The organism is Deefgea rivuli DSM 18356 (assembly GCF_000620145.1).
GTDB classification, from domain to species: domain Bacteria; phylum Pseudomonadota; class Gammaproteobacteria; order Burkholderiales; family Chitinibacteraceae; genus Deefgea; species Deefgea rivuli.
Genome location: NZ_JHVM01000013.1, coordinates 131,622 through 146,807 on the forward strand (window position 1 = coordinate 131,622; position 15,186 = coordinate 146,807).

General features: G+C 49.0%; 16 protein-coding genes. 9 read left to right on the forward strand and 7 right to left on the reverse strand.

What is annotated here, in order from left to right; all coding sequences use genetic code 11:
- Positions 1 to 60 precede the first annotated feature (60 nt).
- Both Q320_RS18875 and Q320_RS0107060 read right to left on the reverse strand, forming a co-directional pair.
- Positions 61 to 378, reverse strand: coding sequence for a 4a-hydroxytetrahydrobiopterin dehydratase (locus Q320_RS18875; RefSeq protein ID WP_035852903.1), 318 nt, complete (start codon positions 376 to 378; stop codon positions 61 to 63).
- 62 nt (positions 379 to 440) lie between these two features.
- Complete coding sequence (locus Q320_RS0107060; protein WP_027468423.1) at positions 441 to 1,706, reverse strand: M48 family metallopeptidase; 1,266 nt, start codon at positions 1,704 to 1,706, stop codon at positions 441 to 443.
- A gap of 37 nt (positions 1,707 to 1,743) precedes the next feature.
- Here Q320_RS0107060 and orn point away from each other — a divergent pair, with 37 nt between their 5' ends.
- From orn to Q320_RS0107090, 5 genes are all read left to right on the forward strand, one after another.
- Positions 1,744 to 2,310 carry an oligoribonuclease gene (gene orn / locus Q320_RS0107065; protein ID WP_027468424.1) on the forward strand — a complete coding sequence of 189 codons (567 nt, stop codon included), beginning with the start codon at positions 1,744 to 1,746 and terminating at the stop codon, positions 2,308 to 2,310.
- Between the two features lie 390 nt (positions 2,311 to 2,700).
- The gene (locus tag Q320_RS0107075) at positions 2,701 to 3,195 is read left to right on the forward strand and encodes a CinA family protein (RefSeq protein ID WP_027468426.1); all 495 of its coding nucleotides are present in this window, start codon (positions 2,701 to 2,703) and stop codon (positions 3,193 to 3,195) included.
- Between the two features lie 138 nt (positions 3,196 to 3,333).
- On the forward strand, positions 3,334 to 3,939 hold the full coding sequence (locus Q320_RS0107080; protein WP_027468427.1) for an MFS transporter: 606 nt from the start codon (positions 3,334 to 3,336) through the stop codon (positions 3,937 to 3,939).
- A complete protein-coding gene (gene hslO / locus Q320_RS0107085; RefSeq protein WP_027468428.1) occupies positions 3,936 to 4,823 on the forward strand; it encodes an Hsp33 family molecular chaperone HslO in 888 nt (295 codons plus the stop codon). The genes Q320_RS0107080 and hslO overlap by 4 nt, the downstream gene beginning before the upstream one ends.
- A gap of 286 nt (positions 4,824 to 5,109) precedes the next feature.
- Complete coding sequence (locus Q320_RS0107090; RefSeq protein WP_035852905.1) at positions 5,110 to 6,162, forward strand: TIGR03790 family protein; 1,053 nt, start codon at positions 5,110 to 5,112, stop codon at positions 6,160 to 6,162.
- A gap of 60 nt (positions 6,163 to 6,222) precedes the next feature.
- Here Q320_RS0107090 and Q320_RS0107095 read toward each other — a convergent pair whose 3' ends face one another.
- The gene (locus Q320_RS0107095) at positions 6,223 to 6,711 is read right to left on the reverse strand and encodes a DUF6882 domain-containing protein (RefSeq protein ID WP_211251193.1); all 489 of its coding nucleotides are present in this window, start codon (positions 6,709 to 6,711) and stop codon (positions 6,223 to 6,225) included.
- A gap of 357 nt (positions 6,712 to 7,068) precedes the next feature.
- Between Q320_RS0107095 and Q320_RS21710 the strand changes: the two genes are divergently transcribed.
- The gene (locus Q320_RS21710; RefSeq protein WP_169734439.1) at positions 7,069 to 7,299 is read left to right on the forward strand and encodes a hypothetical protein; all 231 of its coding nucleotides are present in this window, start codon (positions 7,069 to 7,071) and stop codon (positions 7,297 to 7,299) included.
- A 314-nt stretch (positions 7,300 to 7,613) separates the two neighbouring features.
- Entirely contained in the window at positions 7,614 to 8,090 is a 477-nt protein-coding gene (locus Q320_RS0107100) for a hypothetical protein (protein WP_156939012.1), read from the forward strand.
- A 53-nt stretch (positions 8,091 to 8,143) separates the two neighbouring features.
- Here the strand turns inward: Q320_RS0107100 and Q320_RS0107105 are convergent, their stop codons facing one another.
- Both Q320_RS0107105 and pepN read right to left on the reverse strand, forming a co-directional pair.
- Positions 8,144 to 8,548, reverse strand: a complete 405-nt coding sequence (locus tag Q320_RS0107105) for a hypothetical protein (protein WP_027468432.1) — start codon at positions 8,546 to 8,548, stop codon at positions 8,144 to 8,146.
- Between the two features lie 42 nt (positions 8,549 to 8,590).
- Complete coding sequence (pepN, locus tag Q320_RS0107110) at positions 8,591 to 11,221, reverse strand: aminopeptidase N (RefSeq protein ID WP_027468433.1); 2,631 nt, start codon at positions 11,219 to 11,221, stop codon at positions 8,591 to 8,593.
- A gap of 246 nt (positions 11,222 to 11,467) precedes the next feature.
- Here pepN and Q320_RS0107115 point away from each other — a divergent pair, with 246 nt between their 5' ends.
- Together Q320_RS0107115 and Q320_RS0107120 are read left to right on the forward strand one after the other, a co-directional pair.
- Positions 11,468 to 13,150, forward strand: coding sequence for a nitrite/sulfite reductase (locus Q320_RS0107115; protein ID WP_027468434.1), 1,683 nt, complete (start codon positions 11,468 to 11,470; stop codon positions 13,148 to 13,150).
- On the forward strand, positions 13,143 to 13,646 hold the full coding sequence (locus Q320_RS0107120; RefSeq protein ID WP_027468435.1) for a DUF934 domain-containing protein: 504 nt from the start codon (positions 13,143 to 13,145) through the stop codon (positions 13,644 to 13,646). The genes Q320_RS0107115 and Q320_RS0107120 overlap by 8 nt, the downstream gene beginning before the upstream one ends.
- Before the next feature lie 88 nt (positions 13,647 to 13,734).
- On the opposite strand, the gene Q320_RS21715 is transcribed toward Q320_RS0107120, so the two are convergent.
- Positions 13,735 to 14,232, reverse strand: coding sequence for a GNAT family N-acetyltransferase (locus Q320_RS21715; RefSeq protein ID WP_035852910.1), 498 nt, complete (start codon positions 14,230 to 14,232; stop codon positions 13,735 to 13,737).
- A gap of 73 nt (positions 14,233 to 14,305) precedes the next feature.
- A complete protein-coding gene (locus Q320_RS21720) occupies positions 14,306 to 14,743 on the reverse strand; it encodes a hypothetical protein (RefSeq protein ID WP_027468437.1) in 438 nt (145 codons plus the stop codon).
- Positions 14,744 to 15,186 lie beyond the last annotated feature (443 nt).

The window sequence follows — 15,186 nt, forward strand, 5'->3', positions numbered from 1 at the left end:
TTAATGCAAAAGTTTCTAGTCATGTTGTCTCGCCTTGCTATAAAACTTTTGCACGTTAAATTAAGTAAGAATTAAGCCATCCACGCGGGCGGCGCAGATAAAGTCGTTGCGCGATAAGCCGCCCACTGAATGCGTATTCCAAATCAGCTTGCAACGGCTAAAGCTCAGGTTAATGTCGGGGTGATGATCTTGCTGATGGGCGATGTACGCCACGGCATTGGCAAAAGCCATCGTTTCGTGAAAACTTTTAAAGCGAAAAGTTTTTTCTAGCGTGTCGTTGACGAGCAACCAATCGTTCAGTTCGGTCGACAACATTTCAGCAGCCATATGATCGAGTTTTTCAACGCTATTGCTGCAACGTTCAGTATTTAAAGACATGGCGTGGCTCCTTTGTAAATGCCTCTGTTGTAGCCCACACCACTTCAATCCGCCAAAGCTAATTAGTTGGCAAGCCGTTGTAAGGCGGCAATTCGCAAACTGGCTGGTGGATGGCTGTCGTAAAACACGCTATGCCATGGATCAGGTGTCAGCGTCGCGGCATTGTCGCGGTAGAGTTTTACCAGCGCATTGACTAAATCGCTACTGGATGATTGGCTAGCGGCAAACGCATCGGCTTCATATTCATGCTTGCGCGACATCATTGAGCTGATTGGCGCGAACAGGAAAGTAAATACCGGCAACACCATAAAGAACAGCATCAGCGCCGTTGCCGTCGATGGTGTCGTTACGCCTAAGCCTTGATAAAACCACATTTGTGCTTTGAGCTGGCCAAGCAGCCACAACAGACCGAGCATCATCGCAAAGGTCCACACCAAGCGTTTCACAATATGGCGATGCTTAAAGTGGCCGAGCTCATGGGCCAATACCGCTTCAACTTCCGGTGGCGATAGATGCTTGAGCAAGGTATCAAAAAACACGATGCGTTTAGATTTACCCAATCCCGTGAAATAAGCATTGCCGTGGCTGGAACGTTTACTGCCGTCCATCACAAACAAGCCGTTCGATTGAAAGCCACAGCGATTGAGCAGGCCGACGATGCGGTCTTTCATTTCGCCGTCTTCCATTGGTACGAATTTATTAAATAGCGGCGCGATAAACGTCGGGAACACCCACATCAACGTTAACGAGAACGCGAGCCACGTCGCCCACACATACAGCCACCAGTTGTCGCCCATGGCACCCATTAACCACAACACGGCAGCAATCAGCGGCAAGCCAATTGCCGCTCCAATCGCAGTGGATTTGATCAAATCGGTAATAAACAGCTTGGCGCTCATTTGATTAAAACCAAAGCGCGCTTCGATCACAAAAGTGGAAATCAGCGAAAATGGCAGCGATAACAGACTGCTGACCACGCCCAGCGCCGCAATCAGCGCCACGCCATGCGCGGTGGAATTGGGGGTAAACCACTGTGCGGTGAGTTGCGATAACCATTCAATGCCGCCGCCCAGCGTAAACGCCGCCAACACCATCGCATCAAATAGCGTCGTCATCATGCCAAAGCGGGTTTTTACCACGGTATACGCCGCGGCGCGTTGGTGCGATTCGAGTGTGATTTGTTCGGCAAACTCGCTCGGTACGTCACGGCAATGGCGTTTTACATGATTGATATGACGCAGCGCCAACCAAAGTTGTAATAAAACGCTAGAAACCAGCGCAAATAGAAAAAGAAGTGAAAATTGATGTGCGCTAAACAGGTCGGTCATGAAGTAAAATGATGTTTTTTATAGGGATTGCGCCAGTATGCCACAAGACCAGAACCGACTCATCTGGGTCGACATGGAAATGACAGGTTTAGAGCCTGAAACAGACCGTGTGATCGAAATTGCCATCGTCATTACCGACAATGATTTGAATATCGTCGCTGAAGGCCCCGTCGTCGTCATTCATCAGCCCGATGAATTAATGAATAGCATGGACGAGTGGTGTGTGAAAACCCACGGTAATTCTGGCCTGACCGCCAAAGTGAAAGCGTCAACGACGACCGAGGCGGAAGCTGAAGCCTTGTTAATTGCATTTATCGCCGAATACGTGCCAAAAGGTGTATCGCCACTCTGCGGCAACTCGGTGCATCAAGACCGTCGTTTCTTGGTGAAGTATTTGCCGACGTTGGAAACCTGGTTCCATTACCGCAATTTGGATGTGTCGACTTTGAAAGAGTTGTGCAAACGCTGGCAGCCAGCAATTGCTAAAGGCTTCAAAAAACGCGGCGCACACACGGCCTTGGCCGATATTGTTGAATCAATCGACGAACTCAAATATTACCGCGACAACTTTATCCAAGCGCCAGCGGTGGAAGAAGCATCTTAATCGGATAAAACCTTGGATCACGAAAGGCACGAACAAGGCCGAACAAGGCCGAACAAGGCCGAACAAAAGCCGAACAAAAGCAAGTCGCTTTTTATGGTTTAAGGGTCTGGTTAAAAATAACTTACCGAAATCGCGCTATCAACAAAGGCGTCATCCCCGAGTGCTTTTATCGGGGATCCAGCAGTAGCGCTGGATTCCAGCCAAAGACACGCTGGAATGACAGTTTTTTGAAAATGGGCAGTTAATCTGAACCAAGTCTTAAACGGCTTTTTGTTTGCGGTTTTATGAGTTGACAGAAGCGTTTCGAGAAAACTCATATTTAATAGATTTTCGATTTTTTTTGCCTTGTTTTCGTGTTTTTCGTGATCCGATTTTGTTCTTGGGGTTTGAATGTTTAGTGTTGAAATTAATGCGCTGGCTGCTGAGCTGGGGCAATTGCTATTGGCGCGTGGCGAGACGGTGACGACGGCTGAGTCGTGTACTGGCGGCTTGATCGCTGGTGCGATTACCGAGATCGCTGGATCAAGCGCGTGGTTTGATCGTGGCTATATTACTTACGCTAATCAAGCCAAAGCGGCGATGCTCGATGTGCCGATGGCGTTTATCGATGGCCTCGGTGCGGTCAGCGAACCCGTGGTCGCCGCGATGGCGCAAGGCGCTGCCGATGGTGCGTGTGCACGTTGGGCTGTGGCAGTATCCGGCATCGCCGGGCCAACGGGTGGCACGCCAGAAAAACCAGTCGGCACCGTCTGGCTAGCTTGGGCAACGCCGTATGGCATTACGACGGAAAAGCAGGTATTTGCTGGTGGTCGTTCAGAAGTAAGGGCTGCAACGGTATACCGTGCATTGTCTCGCTTAGTTGAGTTAATGAAGGAACAAGCATGAGCCTGCGTCATTCCCGCGTGATTTTGGCGGGAATCTAGCCGCGCCGCTGGATCCCCGATACCAGCACTCGGGGATGACGATTTAATCTGGTGCGTCCTTTGAAATGCAATTGCGCGATACATTTAAGAAAGGAAAATTATGACAACGATTGTTGCCGTAAAAAAAGACGGCGTGATTAGCATTGCTGCTGATAGCCAATCGACGTTTGGTGATACTCGCCTTGCCGCGCTGGATGATGCGCGTTGGAATAAAATTTTTAAACACGGCGATAGCTATTTTGCGATTTGCGGCAGCGCGGCGCACGATTTGGTTTTGCAATCGGCGCTGAAAAAAATCAAAAAGCTTGATTTTTCCAATCGTGCCGCCATTTTTGAATCATTCCGGAAACTCCACGGCAAACTGAAAGACGACTTTTTCCTTAAAACGGAAGAGGAAGAAGATGACGCCTACGAATCGAGCCAAATGACAGTGTTGATCGCGAATGCCCACGGTATTTTTGGCGTGTACAGCTTGCGCGAAGTGTATGAATTTGAGCGTTTCTGGGCGATAGGCAGTGGCCGTGATTATGCGATTGGTGCGATGCACGCGGTTTATGATCAGTTGAGCTCCAGCGAAATCGCCAAAGTTGGCGTAGAAACCGGCTGTATGTTTGACGTGGCGTCCAGTTTGCCGATGACGAGTTATAGCGCGGCTTATGTTGGCGCTGCGCCAGCGGCGGTTACAATTACAAAGAGTAAAAAATGAAAGATATTTTAGAGCGTTTCCTGTTTGATAAAGCCCCAGTGCGTGGCGAGTTGGTGCAGTTGGATGCGACGTATAAAGAAGTCCTCGCGCGGCATCAATATCCGCTGGTGCTGCAACGAATTATTGGCGAATTGATGGCGGCGAGCGCCTTGCTGTCGGCGATGCTGAAATTTGACGGCACGCTGATTATGCAAATGCATGGCACGGGTGCGGTGCAATTGATCGTTATTGAATTTACGTCGGATCGCACGATGCGCGCAACGGCGCGTTGGGATGCCGACAAAATCCAAACCTTTGGTCCAGGCTCGTCACTGGCTGAATTGCTTGGCCGTGGCCGCTTTATGATTACGCTCGATCCTACCGTTGGCGAAGCATATCAAGGCGTCGTTGGCATGGAGCGCGGGCAATCGGTGGCGCAAATTATCGAACACTATATGGCCACCTCCGAGCAACTGGAAACGCGGATTTGGTTGGCGTGCAGCGAGGCGAGTAGCGACAACAAAATGGCCGCTGGCATGATGTTGCAAAAAATGCCCGCTGAGGCCGACGAAACGCAAACCTACGCGCATTTGGTGACCTTGGCCGAAACCGTGAAGCCAGAAGAATTACTCGATTTACCGGCGCGTGAAGTGCTGTACCGCTTATTCCACGAAGACAGCGTTCGTGTGTTCGACCCGACCACGCCGCGCTTTGCATGCTCATGCTCGCGCCACCGCGTTGCTGGCATGATTAAATTGATGGAACGCGATGAAGTCGATGAAGTCCTTGCCGAGCGTGGCAATGTGCATATCGTGTGCGATTTCTGTGGCAAAGAATACGAATTCGACGCGGTTGATATTGGTGCCTTGTATGCGGGTAGCCCAGAAACAGGATCGGTGCAGTAGGGTATTGCTGTCTGGCCTTTGCTAAATAATGGCTAGTTTCATATACCTATTGATTGAATGAAAGGCTATTTTACGGAGTAATGCCGTTCACTTAAGGTGATATTTGTACTGTAGGGTCGGCTTTAGCCGACCTGTTTGTCGTATCAGTCGGCTAAAGCCGACCCTACAAGTTAATCGGGCGAATTAAATTCAAAGTCACTCTGCGGAGTGGCTTTTTTTATGCGCTGATAGTTATCACAGCGTCATTTGCCGCTATCATTGGCTTTTGCTGTTTTTGGTGCGAGCGATGCGAATTTTACTGGCTTTAGGTTTGGTGTTATTCAATGCTGCTGCGCTCGCAGCGACTTCTGCGGTGCAGGCTAAGCCTGCCGCGCCAGCCTACCAATTGGGTGCAGGGCAGCTTGGTTTGGTCGTGAATAAAAATGATTCGCTCTCCGTGGAAATCGCCGCTTATTACGTCAGCCAGCATCATTTAAAACCAGAGCAAATCCTCGAAATTAGCCTGCCGACGGATAGAGTCTGGATTACCGAAGGTGAGTTAGAGCAAGTCAAAGCGCAAATCGACTCGCATTTTTCACCGCAGATTCAAGCGCTGGCTTTGGCGTGGAGCAAGCCATATCGCGTGAATTGCCTCGGAATCACCTATGGCATTACGCTGGGCTACGTGGAAGGCGTGTGCAGTAATCTGGGCAAACCTACGCCGGAATCTCCGTATTTTAATCACACGACAACGCAGCCTTTTACCGATTTGGGCATCCGCCCGAGCATGATGTTGGCGGCGAAAGATTTGCCTAGCGCCAAAAAATTAATTGATCGGGGCGTAGCCGCTTGGGGTAATCAGCCCAAAGGCACTGCTTATTTTTTGACGACGAGCGATAAAAATCGCAGCTCGCGCGCTGTGCTGTTTCCTCCGAGCCAAGTCGTCAAAAAACCAGCGATTAAAATCGAAAATATCGTAGCCAATACGCTGAAGGATAAAAGCGATATTTTGGTTTATCAAACGGGATTGGCGAGTGTGGCCGACTTAGAAACGCTGCGCTTTGTGCCCGGTGCGCTGGCCGATCATTTAACCTCGTTCGGCGGTATGCTCACCGATAGCAGCCAAATGAGCAGTATGAAATGGCTGGAAAGTGGCGCAACGGCGAGCTACGGCACGGTGAGTGAGCCTTACAGCCACCCGCAAAAATTCCCGCACCCGCAAGTTTTGCTCGGGCATTATTTGTTCGGTGCAACAGCGGTTGAAGCATACTGGAAAAGCGTAGCCTGGCCCGCGCAAGGCGTATTTATCGGCGATCCACTCGCTGCGCCATATCGAAATTTGAGCCCGTTTAAGCAGTAACGCGATACGAGTTGTATCGCGCTAAATCCTCGCGGCGCAGCCACTTAAAAATAAGCTGGATTAGCTGCGTTGGTCGATCGCCATAATCGCTAAAAATGTCACTGGCCCATTTTCCGTGGACGCTGGCGCTTTGTAGCAGCCCAATGCACCGAGGAAATGCACTGCGATGGCGGTCAGTTCCCATGCCATCGCTTCATCGCCAATTTCAAACACATGATCCAAGCCAAATAGTGCAATGCCCGTCAGTGCTTCAAGCTCTTTGAGTTTGGCAGCGCGCTCGCGCAGTGCGGGCAAGACGGTTTCATTGCTCCACGCCCATTTCCACGTGTTTGCTTTTGGTGAGTAGCTACCGATGTCGATCACGTCGGCTTCGGCTTCTAAGTTGTCGGCGGCGTCGAAAAATTGCAGTTTCCCTGTGGTTTGCTCAAACCACCAACGGCCCGCGCCATTGCCCAGACCATAGCTTTCGCTTAATGCAACTTGCTTTTGCTCCAGCTCGGCAAAGGTGCTATCCATAAAGGCGTAAAATTCATCATCGGTCATGCTCATACAAATATCCTTGCTCTCAAACTTTAATCAAAATTTTCAATTGATTGCCCGATCTGCTTTTTATCGACGAATCGATTTTAAGTCAACTGCCAATTGGCTTTGTTGATGTATTGCTATCTAAGCATTGGTCAATAATGGCTACAGGTAGATACATCGATATGTAGGGTGTCAAAAGCTATGCGAATTGCACCGATTTGGCAGTTATGGCTTGATATCGAGTATCAAAAGCTATGCGAATGGTACCGTTTCGACTCGTGATTTATGGTTTGTGTCGGTCAGATGAGCCAAAGGCGTTATCCGACTTGGCATTTTTTTATTCTGTTACAGCAATGATCTTTTAAATCGGGATCGGCGCTAATGCCGCGCGGCACCTACTTTTCTTTGCTTCGCCAAAGAAAAGTAGGCAAAAGAAAGGCGACCCTGCATCTGCGTCCGACTTCGTCGGATTCCCTCGCTGCGGACAATCGAGGCGGTTGCGCTCAAAACTCGTTCGGCCTCAACAACAAAAGCATCGGCCTCGCTCAAACATTGATCGCAAAAACCCCGCCCCGCTTTTCCTTCGCTCGGCTTGATACAAGGGATTTTTAAGCCCCAGCTCAATGATCAAGAAATTATTTCGATGTATTGCCAGCTAAGCTTTGATAAATAATGGCTGCAGGTAGATACATTGGTGTTGTAGGGTGTGAAAGTCCCGCAGGGATTTGCGCACCGAAAGCGATCCGTTTATGGGATTGCGGTTTACGAGTTACAGGCTGAAAATGAAGGATTGCGAGACAGGCTTAGCTACAAAGAGGCTCACATCGACGACTTGCGAGCTACAGTTCGTTTGTTGGAGTTTAAACTGTCTGAGCGGTGTATGTGGTGGGCATTTTGGACGTGATATTTTCTACAAGGGGGTTGTTTTGAAAGCTCTGATTATTGCTATAGCAGCATTATCTTCTGTGCCTGTATTTTCTGAGGAACCAGAAGCTTTTTCTATTAAAAATTACACTGTTGGGACAGCAATGGAATCATGTCCTCCTGAAACAGTGAGGCAGATTAAACGAGGGGTAAAACTTAGCTGTTTTTTGCCTGCGACCACTTATGCAGGAGCAGAAGTAAAGGATATGCTTCTGACGTTGTATGATAATGAAGTTATTTCTGTAATGGCATTTTTCGCAAGAAAAGGACGGAATGAAAATATTGATGTAAAAAATGCGTTGACGCTTAAATTTGGGAAAGCCTATCAAGAAAAACCGCATATAAATCAGTATTATTGGCAAAAAGGGGATTTATCACTTTTGTTTGATGGCTGGGGCGGTGTTCTAATGTTAACCGACAGTAAAAAAAGCGAAGCTGCTAAACTAAAAGATGCGGAAGCCAAGCAAAGTGACATGTAATAATAAATAATAAATCACTCCAACATCGTATGATGTTGGAATGATTTTCTAAATTATTGCCCGTTCAAACCAATTTTAATTTTGATCCATTCAACCATAAGTTCTTGTGATACTTGCAGCGCAGTACCCAACGTTACTGGAGCTAAGTCCTTAATTTTAGACCATAGAATAGGTTTGGTTGACGCTTCAAAATATTGCTCAGCTTGATCTGTTGTTCGATATTCTATTGGCGTAAAGTTTATTTCTCTATCATGATCGACGTCGCAAATATTTTTACTGCTTGATGACGTGATAATCCATCTTGAGTCAACCATCCTTTGAAGATGAAATTTTAATTGTTCCGCAGTGAATTTTTTTAGAGATTCATCGCTAGCAATTTCATTAATTCCTATTTCAGATTGTTCTGAGTTTATAAAAATTGTTAAAATTGATTTTAAACACTCATGATCTATGCGCATATTAAATCCTATCTTATTAATTTATTTGGTGAATCCGCCACTTTACCCCAACGCCTTCGTCACAATCTCAAACGTATCGCTAGACAATCCTTCTGTCCCGCGAATCCGTTCCAGCTCTTGTTTCATCAACTCACGCCGTCCTGCGTCGACTTTCGTCCAGCGGTTAAAGCTGCTGGCGAGGCGCGCTGCGATTTGGGGGTTGATGGCGTCGAGCGCAATGATGTGGTCGGCGGCGAAGGCGTAGCCGTAGCCATCCGCAGCGTGGAAATGCGGTGGGTTGGCGAGGCAGAATGCGGTAATGAGTGAGCGCACTTTGTTCGGGTTTTTGATCGAAAATGCGGGATGCTCTAGTAATTGTTGCACACGGCTTAGTGCGCCAGGGCGGCGGCTGGTGGCTTGCAGTGTGAACCATTTGTCCATCACTAGCGCGTCAGATTGCCATTGCGCGGCAAAGTCGGCGAGTTGGGCTTCGCCACCATCGCGGTTGACCAGCGCTTTGAGCGCCGCCAAGCGGTCGGTCATATTGTCAGCGCGCTGATATTGTTTCGCGATCAGCGAGCTAATCATCGACTCATCCAGTTCCGCCAGATAATCCAGACAAATATTTTTTAAGCTGCGGCGCGCGACTTGTTCGCCGTCATACGCATACGGCGCGCCGTCGTTCAGGCGTTGATAGACGGCGAGGAGTTCTTGGCGTAATTCGCGGGCGATTTGTTGTTTGAGCGCGCGGCAGACTTCGTATAAACGAACTGGATCAACGTCGCTGAGCTGCTCCAGCAAGTAATTTTCGCGCGGTAATTCCAGCATTAGCGCGACCAGCGCGGGGTCGAGTTTGTCGCTCGTGAGTAGTTTTTGGTAGGCGGCGATAAACGCAGCTGGCGCGGCCAAGGTTTCGCCACGACCTGCGGCGGCGTATTGATTTTTTAATAGTTGCAGCGCAAAGGTATTGGCTGCTTCCCAGCGCGCAAACGCGTCGCTGTCATTGGCCATCAAAAACACCAGCTCATCGTCGCTATACGCAAAATCCAGCACGACGGGCGCGGAGAAATCGCGCAGCAAGGACGGCACAGGCGGGCAGGGCACGTTGATAAACGTGAAGGTTTGCGTGGTGTTGGTAATTTCTAATACGCGAGTAGAACCTTTTGCCGCGATTTCACCCGCGAGTTGCAAGGGTAAATCTTGCCCACGTCTATCAATCAGGCCGATGGCAAACGGCAGATGGAACGGTAGTTTTTCAGCTTGGCCAGGCGTTGCCGCGCAGCTTTGCGTAACAGACAGGGTGTATGTCTGTGCAGCCTCGTTGTACTCTGCCTTAGCGCTCAATACCGGCGTACCTGCTTGGCTGTACCAACGCTCGAATTGATCAAGGTTTGTTCCGTTCGCATCCGCCATCGCGGCGCGGAAATCGTCGCAGGTGACGGCTTGGCCGTCGTGGCGCTTAAAGTACAAATCCATGCCTGCGCGGAAACCGTCCGTACCGAGCAAAGTAGCGTACATGCGTACAACTTCGCTGCCTTTTTCGTAAATCGTCCACGTATAGAAATTATTAATTTCCAAATATTCATCAGGGCGAATCGGATGCGCTTGCGGGCCAGCGTCTTCGGCAAATTGCGTTTCGCGTAGCGCGCGCACATTGGAAATGCGTTGCACAGCGCGCGAGCCGATGTCGCTAGAGAATTCCTGATCGCGATAGACGGTCAGGCCTTCTTTGAGTGAGAGCTGAAACCAGTCGCGACAGGTCACGCGATTGCCCGTCCAGTTGTGGAAATATTCATGCGCGACGACCGAATCAATGCCGTCAAAATCCACATCTGTGGCGGTGTCGGGCTTGGCGAGCACGAACTTGGTATTGAAAATATTCAGGCCCTTGTTTTCCATCGCGCCCATATTAAAGTCGCTGACCGCGACGATCATATAAGTATCTAAATCGTATTCCAGCCCAAAACGTTCCTCGTCCCAGGCCATCGCTTTTTGCGCGGCGGCGAGTGCGTGATGGCATTTATCCAGATTGCCCGGCTCGACATAAATCTCGATATTGATGCAGCGCTTGGAAGGCGTGGTGTGCGTTCCGGCCAACACGACCAATTTACCGGCGACCAAGGCGAATAAATACGCTGGTTTCTTAAACGGATCGACCCATTTCACCCAATGGCGATTTTTGTCCAACTGGCCCGAGCCGACGCGATTGCCGTTAGAGAGCAACACCGGAAACTTGGTTTTATCCGCAATAATCGTCGTCGTGAATTTGGCCATCACATCGGGGCGATCGAGGTAATAGGTGATTTTGCGAAAGCCTTCGGCCTCGCATTGGGTAAAGAAATTGCCGTTGGACTGATACAAACCCATCAAACTGGTATTTTCTGCGGGCAATAGACGGGTGGTGATTTCCAAAATGCCATCATCGGGCATAGACGCAATCGTTAGCGTCGAATCATCAATGACGTAGTGCGCGCTGGTGAGCGGCGTGCCATCGAGTTTGATGCTTTCTAGTGTGAGTTCTTCGCCATGCAAGACCAGCGGCGTATCGCTACTCACCCCAATATTACGTTTAATAATCAAGCGAGAGATGACTTTGGCATGGGTATCGCTCAGCTCGAAAGTTAAATCAACGCGGTCAATCAAATAGCTAGGGGGGGTATAATCGAGACGACGAATCGCTTGGCGGCTGCTCATAGTGGGCGGCTCTTTTTGATGGCAGAAAGCTTGCAAGCTTAAACCCGCAGCGATGTCATTACAATGACGTAAAGCCTAAGGGTTTTCATCCGTTGCGGTGGAAGTACAAAAATGCTTGTTTGTTAGAGGCTGAGCTGCGTTTATTCCCAAAAAGTTCGATCTTAGACAAAAACAATCATTCAGAATATAAGGGCAGGCTGGTATCATTACGGCCATATTTTGCCGTCATTACGGAATCACTGAACGATGTATATTTACGACGAGTACGACCAGCAGATTGTGGACCAGCGCGTAGCGCAGTATCGCGATCAAACTAAACGCTATTTAGCCGGTGAACTCACGGATGAAGAGTTCCGTCCACTGCGTTTGCAAAATGGCTTATATATTCAGCGTCATGCGCCTATGCTGCGCGTGGCGATTCCGTATGGCCATTTGACTAGCCGTCAAATGCGTAAACTCGGCGAAATCGCGCGTAAATACGACAAAGACTATGCTCACTTTACGACGCGTCAAAATATTCAATATAACTGGCCGTTATTAGAAAACGTGCCGGATATTTTGGCTGAACTTGCTAGTGTGCAAATGCACGCGATTCAAACTTCGGGCAATTGCATCCGTAATACGACATCGGATCAGTTTGCTGGCGTAGCGCATGATGAATTGATCGATCCGCGTCCGTGGTGCGAAATTATCCGTCAATGGTCGACTTTCCATCCTGAATTTGCGCATTTACCGCGTAAATTTAAAATCGCCGTGAATGGCTCGGAGCAAGATCGCGCGGCGATTCTGGTGCACGATATTGGTATCAACGTCGTCAAAAACGAAGCTGGTGTGGTGGGTTTTGAAGTGTATGTCGGTGGTGGTTTGGGCCGTACACCGATTGTTGGTAGCTTGATTAAGCCTTTCCTTGAGCAAGAACATTTGCTGTCGTACTTGGATGCCGTGTTGCGTGTGTATAACCGCTACGGTCGCCGCGATAATAAATATAAAGCGCGGATTAAAATCCTCGTTAAAGCAATGACGCCAGAAGCATTTGGCGCGAAAGTCGATCAAGAGTGGGCGTTTACTAAAAATGGCCCAATGACGTTGACGCAAGACGAAATCCTGCGCAATCACAAATTCTTCACCGTGCCAGCCTACGAAAGCTTTGCGGGCGATGATGCTGAGTTCACGCGTCTGAAAGCAGAAAATCCAGCGTTCGCACGTTGGGTGTCGCGCAATGTCTTCGGTCACAAACAGCCAGGTTATGCGGCGGTGACGTTTAGCTTGAAGCCAACTGGCGTTGCGCCAGGCGATGCCAGCTCGGCGCAGTTGGATGCGGTAGCCGATTTGGCCGATCAATACAGTTTTGGCGAACTCCGCGTGTCGCACGAACAAAATCTGATTTTGGCCGATGTGAAACAAAGCGAGCTGTTTACACTATGGGAAGCGGCGAAAGCGATTGGTTTTGCGACGCCGAATATCGGGTTGTTGACCGACGTGATTTGCTGCCCAGGCGGTGATTTCTGCTCATTAGCGAATGCCAAATCGATCCCAATCGCACTGGCAATTCAAGAGCGCTTTGATAATCTCGACTATCTGTTTGATTTGGGCGAGATTGATCTGAATATGTCGGGCTGTATGAATGCCTGTGGTCACCATCACGTCGGCAATATCGGCATTTTGGGCGTCGATAAAAACGGCTCGGAATGGTATCAAGTGTCGCTGGGTGGTCGCCAAGGCCGCCAAGCCAGCTTGGCTAAAGTGATCGGCCCGTCGTTCGCACAAGATCAAATGCCCGAAGTGATGGAAAAAATCATTAATGTGTTCGTCGCCAATCGTTTGGCAGATGAGAAATTCATCGATGTATTTGATCGCGTCGGTATCGAGCCATTTAAAGTGGGCGTGTACGGCGAAAAACCAGCGAAGAAGGAGCCAGCAAATGTCTAAAGTCATCATCAATCGTGAAGTCGTTGATAATCGCTGGATTCGCGTTGTGGCGAATGAAGAGGGCGTGGTATCTGTCCCTAGCGAAGGCGCAGTGCTGGTTCCATATCAATACTGGTTGAGTAATCAGGCCGAGTTGGCTGGTCGTGAAGTGGCTGTGTGCTTTGCGCCAGATGACGAGCCAGAAAGCTTGCCAGTCGACGCGAATACGTTCGCGATGATTGCTTGTGATTTCCCTGCGTTCACCGATGGTCGTGGCTTCTCGATTGGCCGTTTGCTGCGCGAGCGTCATGGCTTCACGGGTGAATTACGCGCCGTCGGCGATGTATTTAAAGATACGATTAATTATCTAGCGCGTTGCGGCTTTACCGCGTTTGACGTGCGTAGCGATAAAGACATTGTTGAAGCCGCGAAAGGCCTGGATGACTTTACCGAGCAATATCAATCTAGCGTCGCTCAGCCTTTGCCGCTGTTCCGCCGCCGTGGTGTGACTGCTTAAGTCCGCAGCTTGTTTGGAATGCAAAATACCCCGATTTTTCGGGGTATTTTTATGTGTGCTTCATTAAATAAAGCTTGTAGGGTAATACCTACTGTATCGCTAATTCGGCACTTGTAGTAAGCGGTTTAGCCATTGCCATCGAGCGAATATCAAATCCCAGTTCTTGATAGAGCTGTATGGCGGCCTGATTAAAGCTAAAAACATTCAGCCTAACTTCGCTGGCGTTCTCAGCTTGCGCCCAGCGCTCAATGTTGAGCATCAACTGTTTACCAATGCCTAGCCCGCGATATGCCGTTGCCACGCAGATCGTGCCAATTCGGCAAAAGTTAAAATTTACCAGCATCGGTGATTCATCCCGACAGATTTGCCCGGTCACAAAGCCAATCACGCCATCTTCATTACTCGCCACAAAGCAGCCCGCATTCCCTATCGCATAGCGCCAGTGCGCCGCATCGCGTTCCAGCTCGCTGACTTCAGCAAACAAATTCGGCCACACTTGCTGATGCAGACGATTCACCTCGTTACCCAAATAGCAGATCGCGTGCAAATCGGTCATGGTGGCAGGGCGGTAGTGGATGTTGGGCATGTGTATATATACATTCAATAAAAGCCGCCCATTTTGGCATGGCGCGGCGGATGGGCTGGTGAAAATTAGCGGATTAGTATTTTTCGATGATTTGCTTGAGGACTTCTTCTTGATAAGGGTGCAATTCGCTGGCGTCTTCCAATTCGGCCAGTAGCGCAGGTTTATTAAACTTGGTGCGCGCTTCCTCGTAATACGGGATTTGTACGCGGCGATAGAGGTCAACGTATTCATCAAAATCGAGCACATGACAATAATTGCGGTAGCGGCCACGCGCTTTGATTTTGCCCAAACTAATAAACGACAATAGATAAGTGCTGCCTTTACTGCCGAGAAATTCAGTGAGCGGCACTGAAGAAGGAAAGGACGGTGGCTCGCAAACGAACTTGTGAATGATCTTGAAATCAAAATCACGTTGATCAATATCGTGCCGCCAGATGACGTAACCGTCTTCGGCAGAGTGAATTGTCTTGCCGCAGGTGTCGCAAATCCATTCTTGCAGGGGTTTGAGCATGATGCGCTCCAAAATTAGGCCGTTTTTCAGTTTAGATAAAACTGACAGAATGGCTAGTTGGGATTGAGGTTCGATTTTAGAATTGATTTAAATCAATAACTTATCAAGCTATTTCAGTTATATTTGCATTCAGGTGTTGACGCACCTCGGGCTGTGCCGTATATTTCGGCCTCTCTGCTGCTGACACAGCAAACGAAACAAGCAGTTTTCCAGCAAGTTTCGGTGTCTAAGCCACTGATCTTTAACAAAATACAGCCGATGAGTGTGAGTGCTTGGTTTGCCAGTCAAACAAGTGCTTACACTCTCAAAATGATCTGTTGAATGTAAATTCTTCAGGTTTGAAGTGATGTAGGAATGGCGTTAAAACCATTTCAAAAGTAAGCCAAGTTGTACAAATTAGCACAGAGATTAAACGAAAGAGTTTGATCCTGGCTCAGATTGAA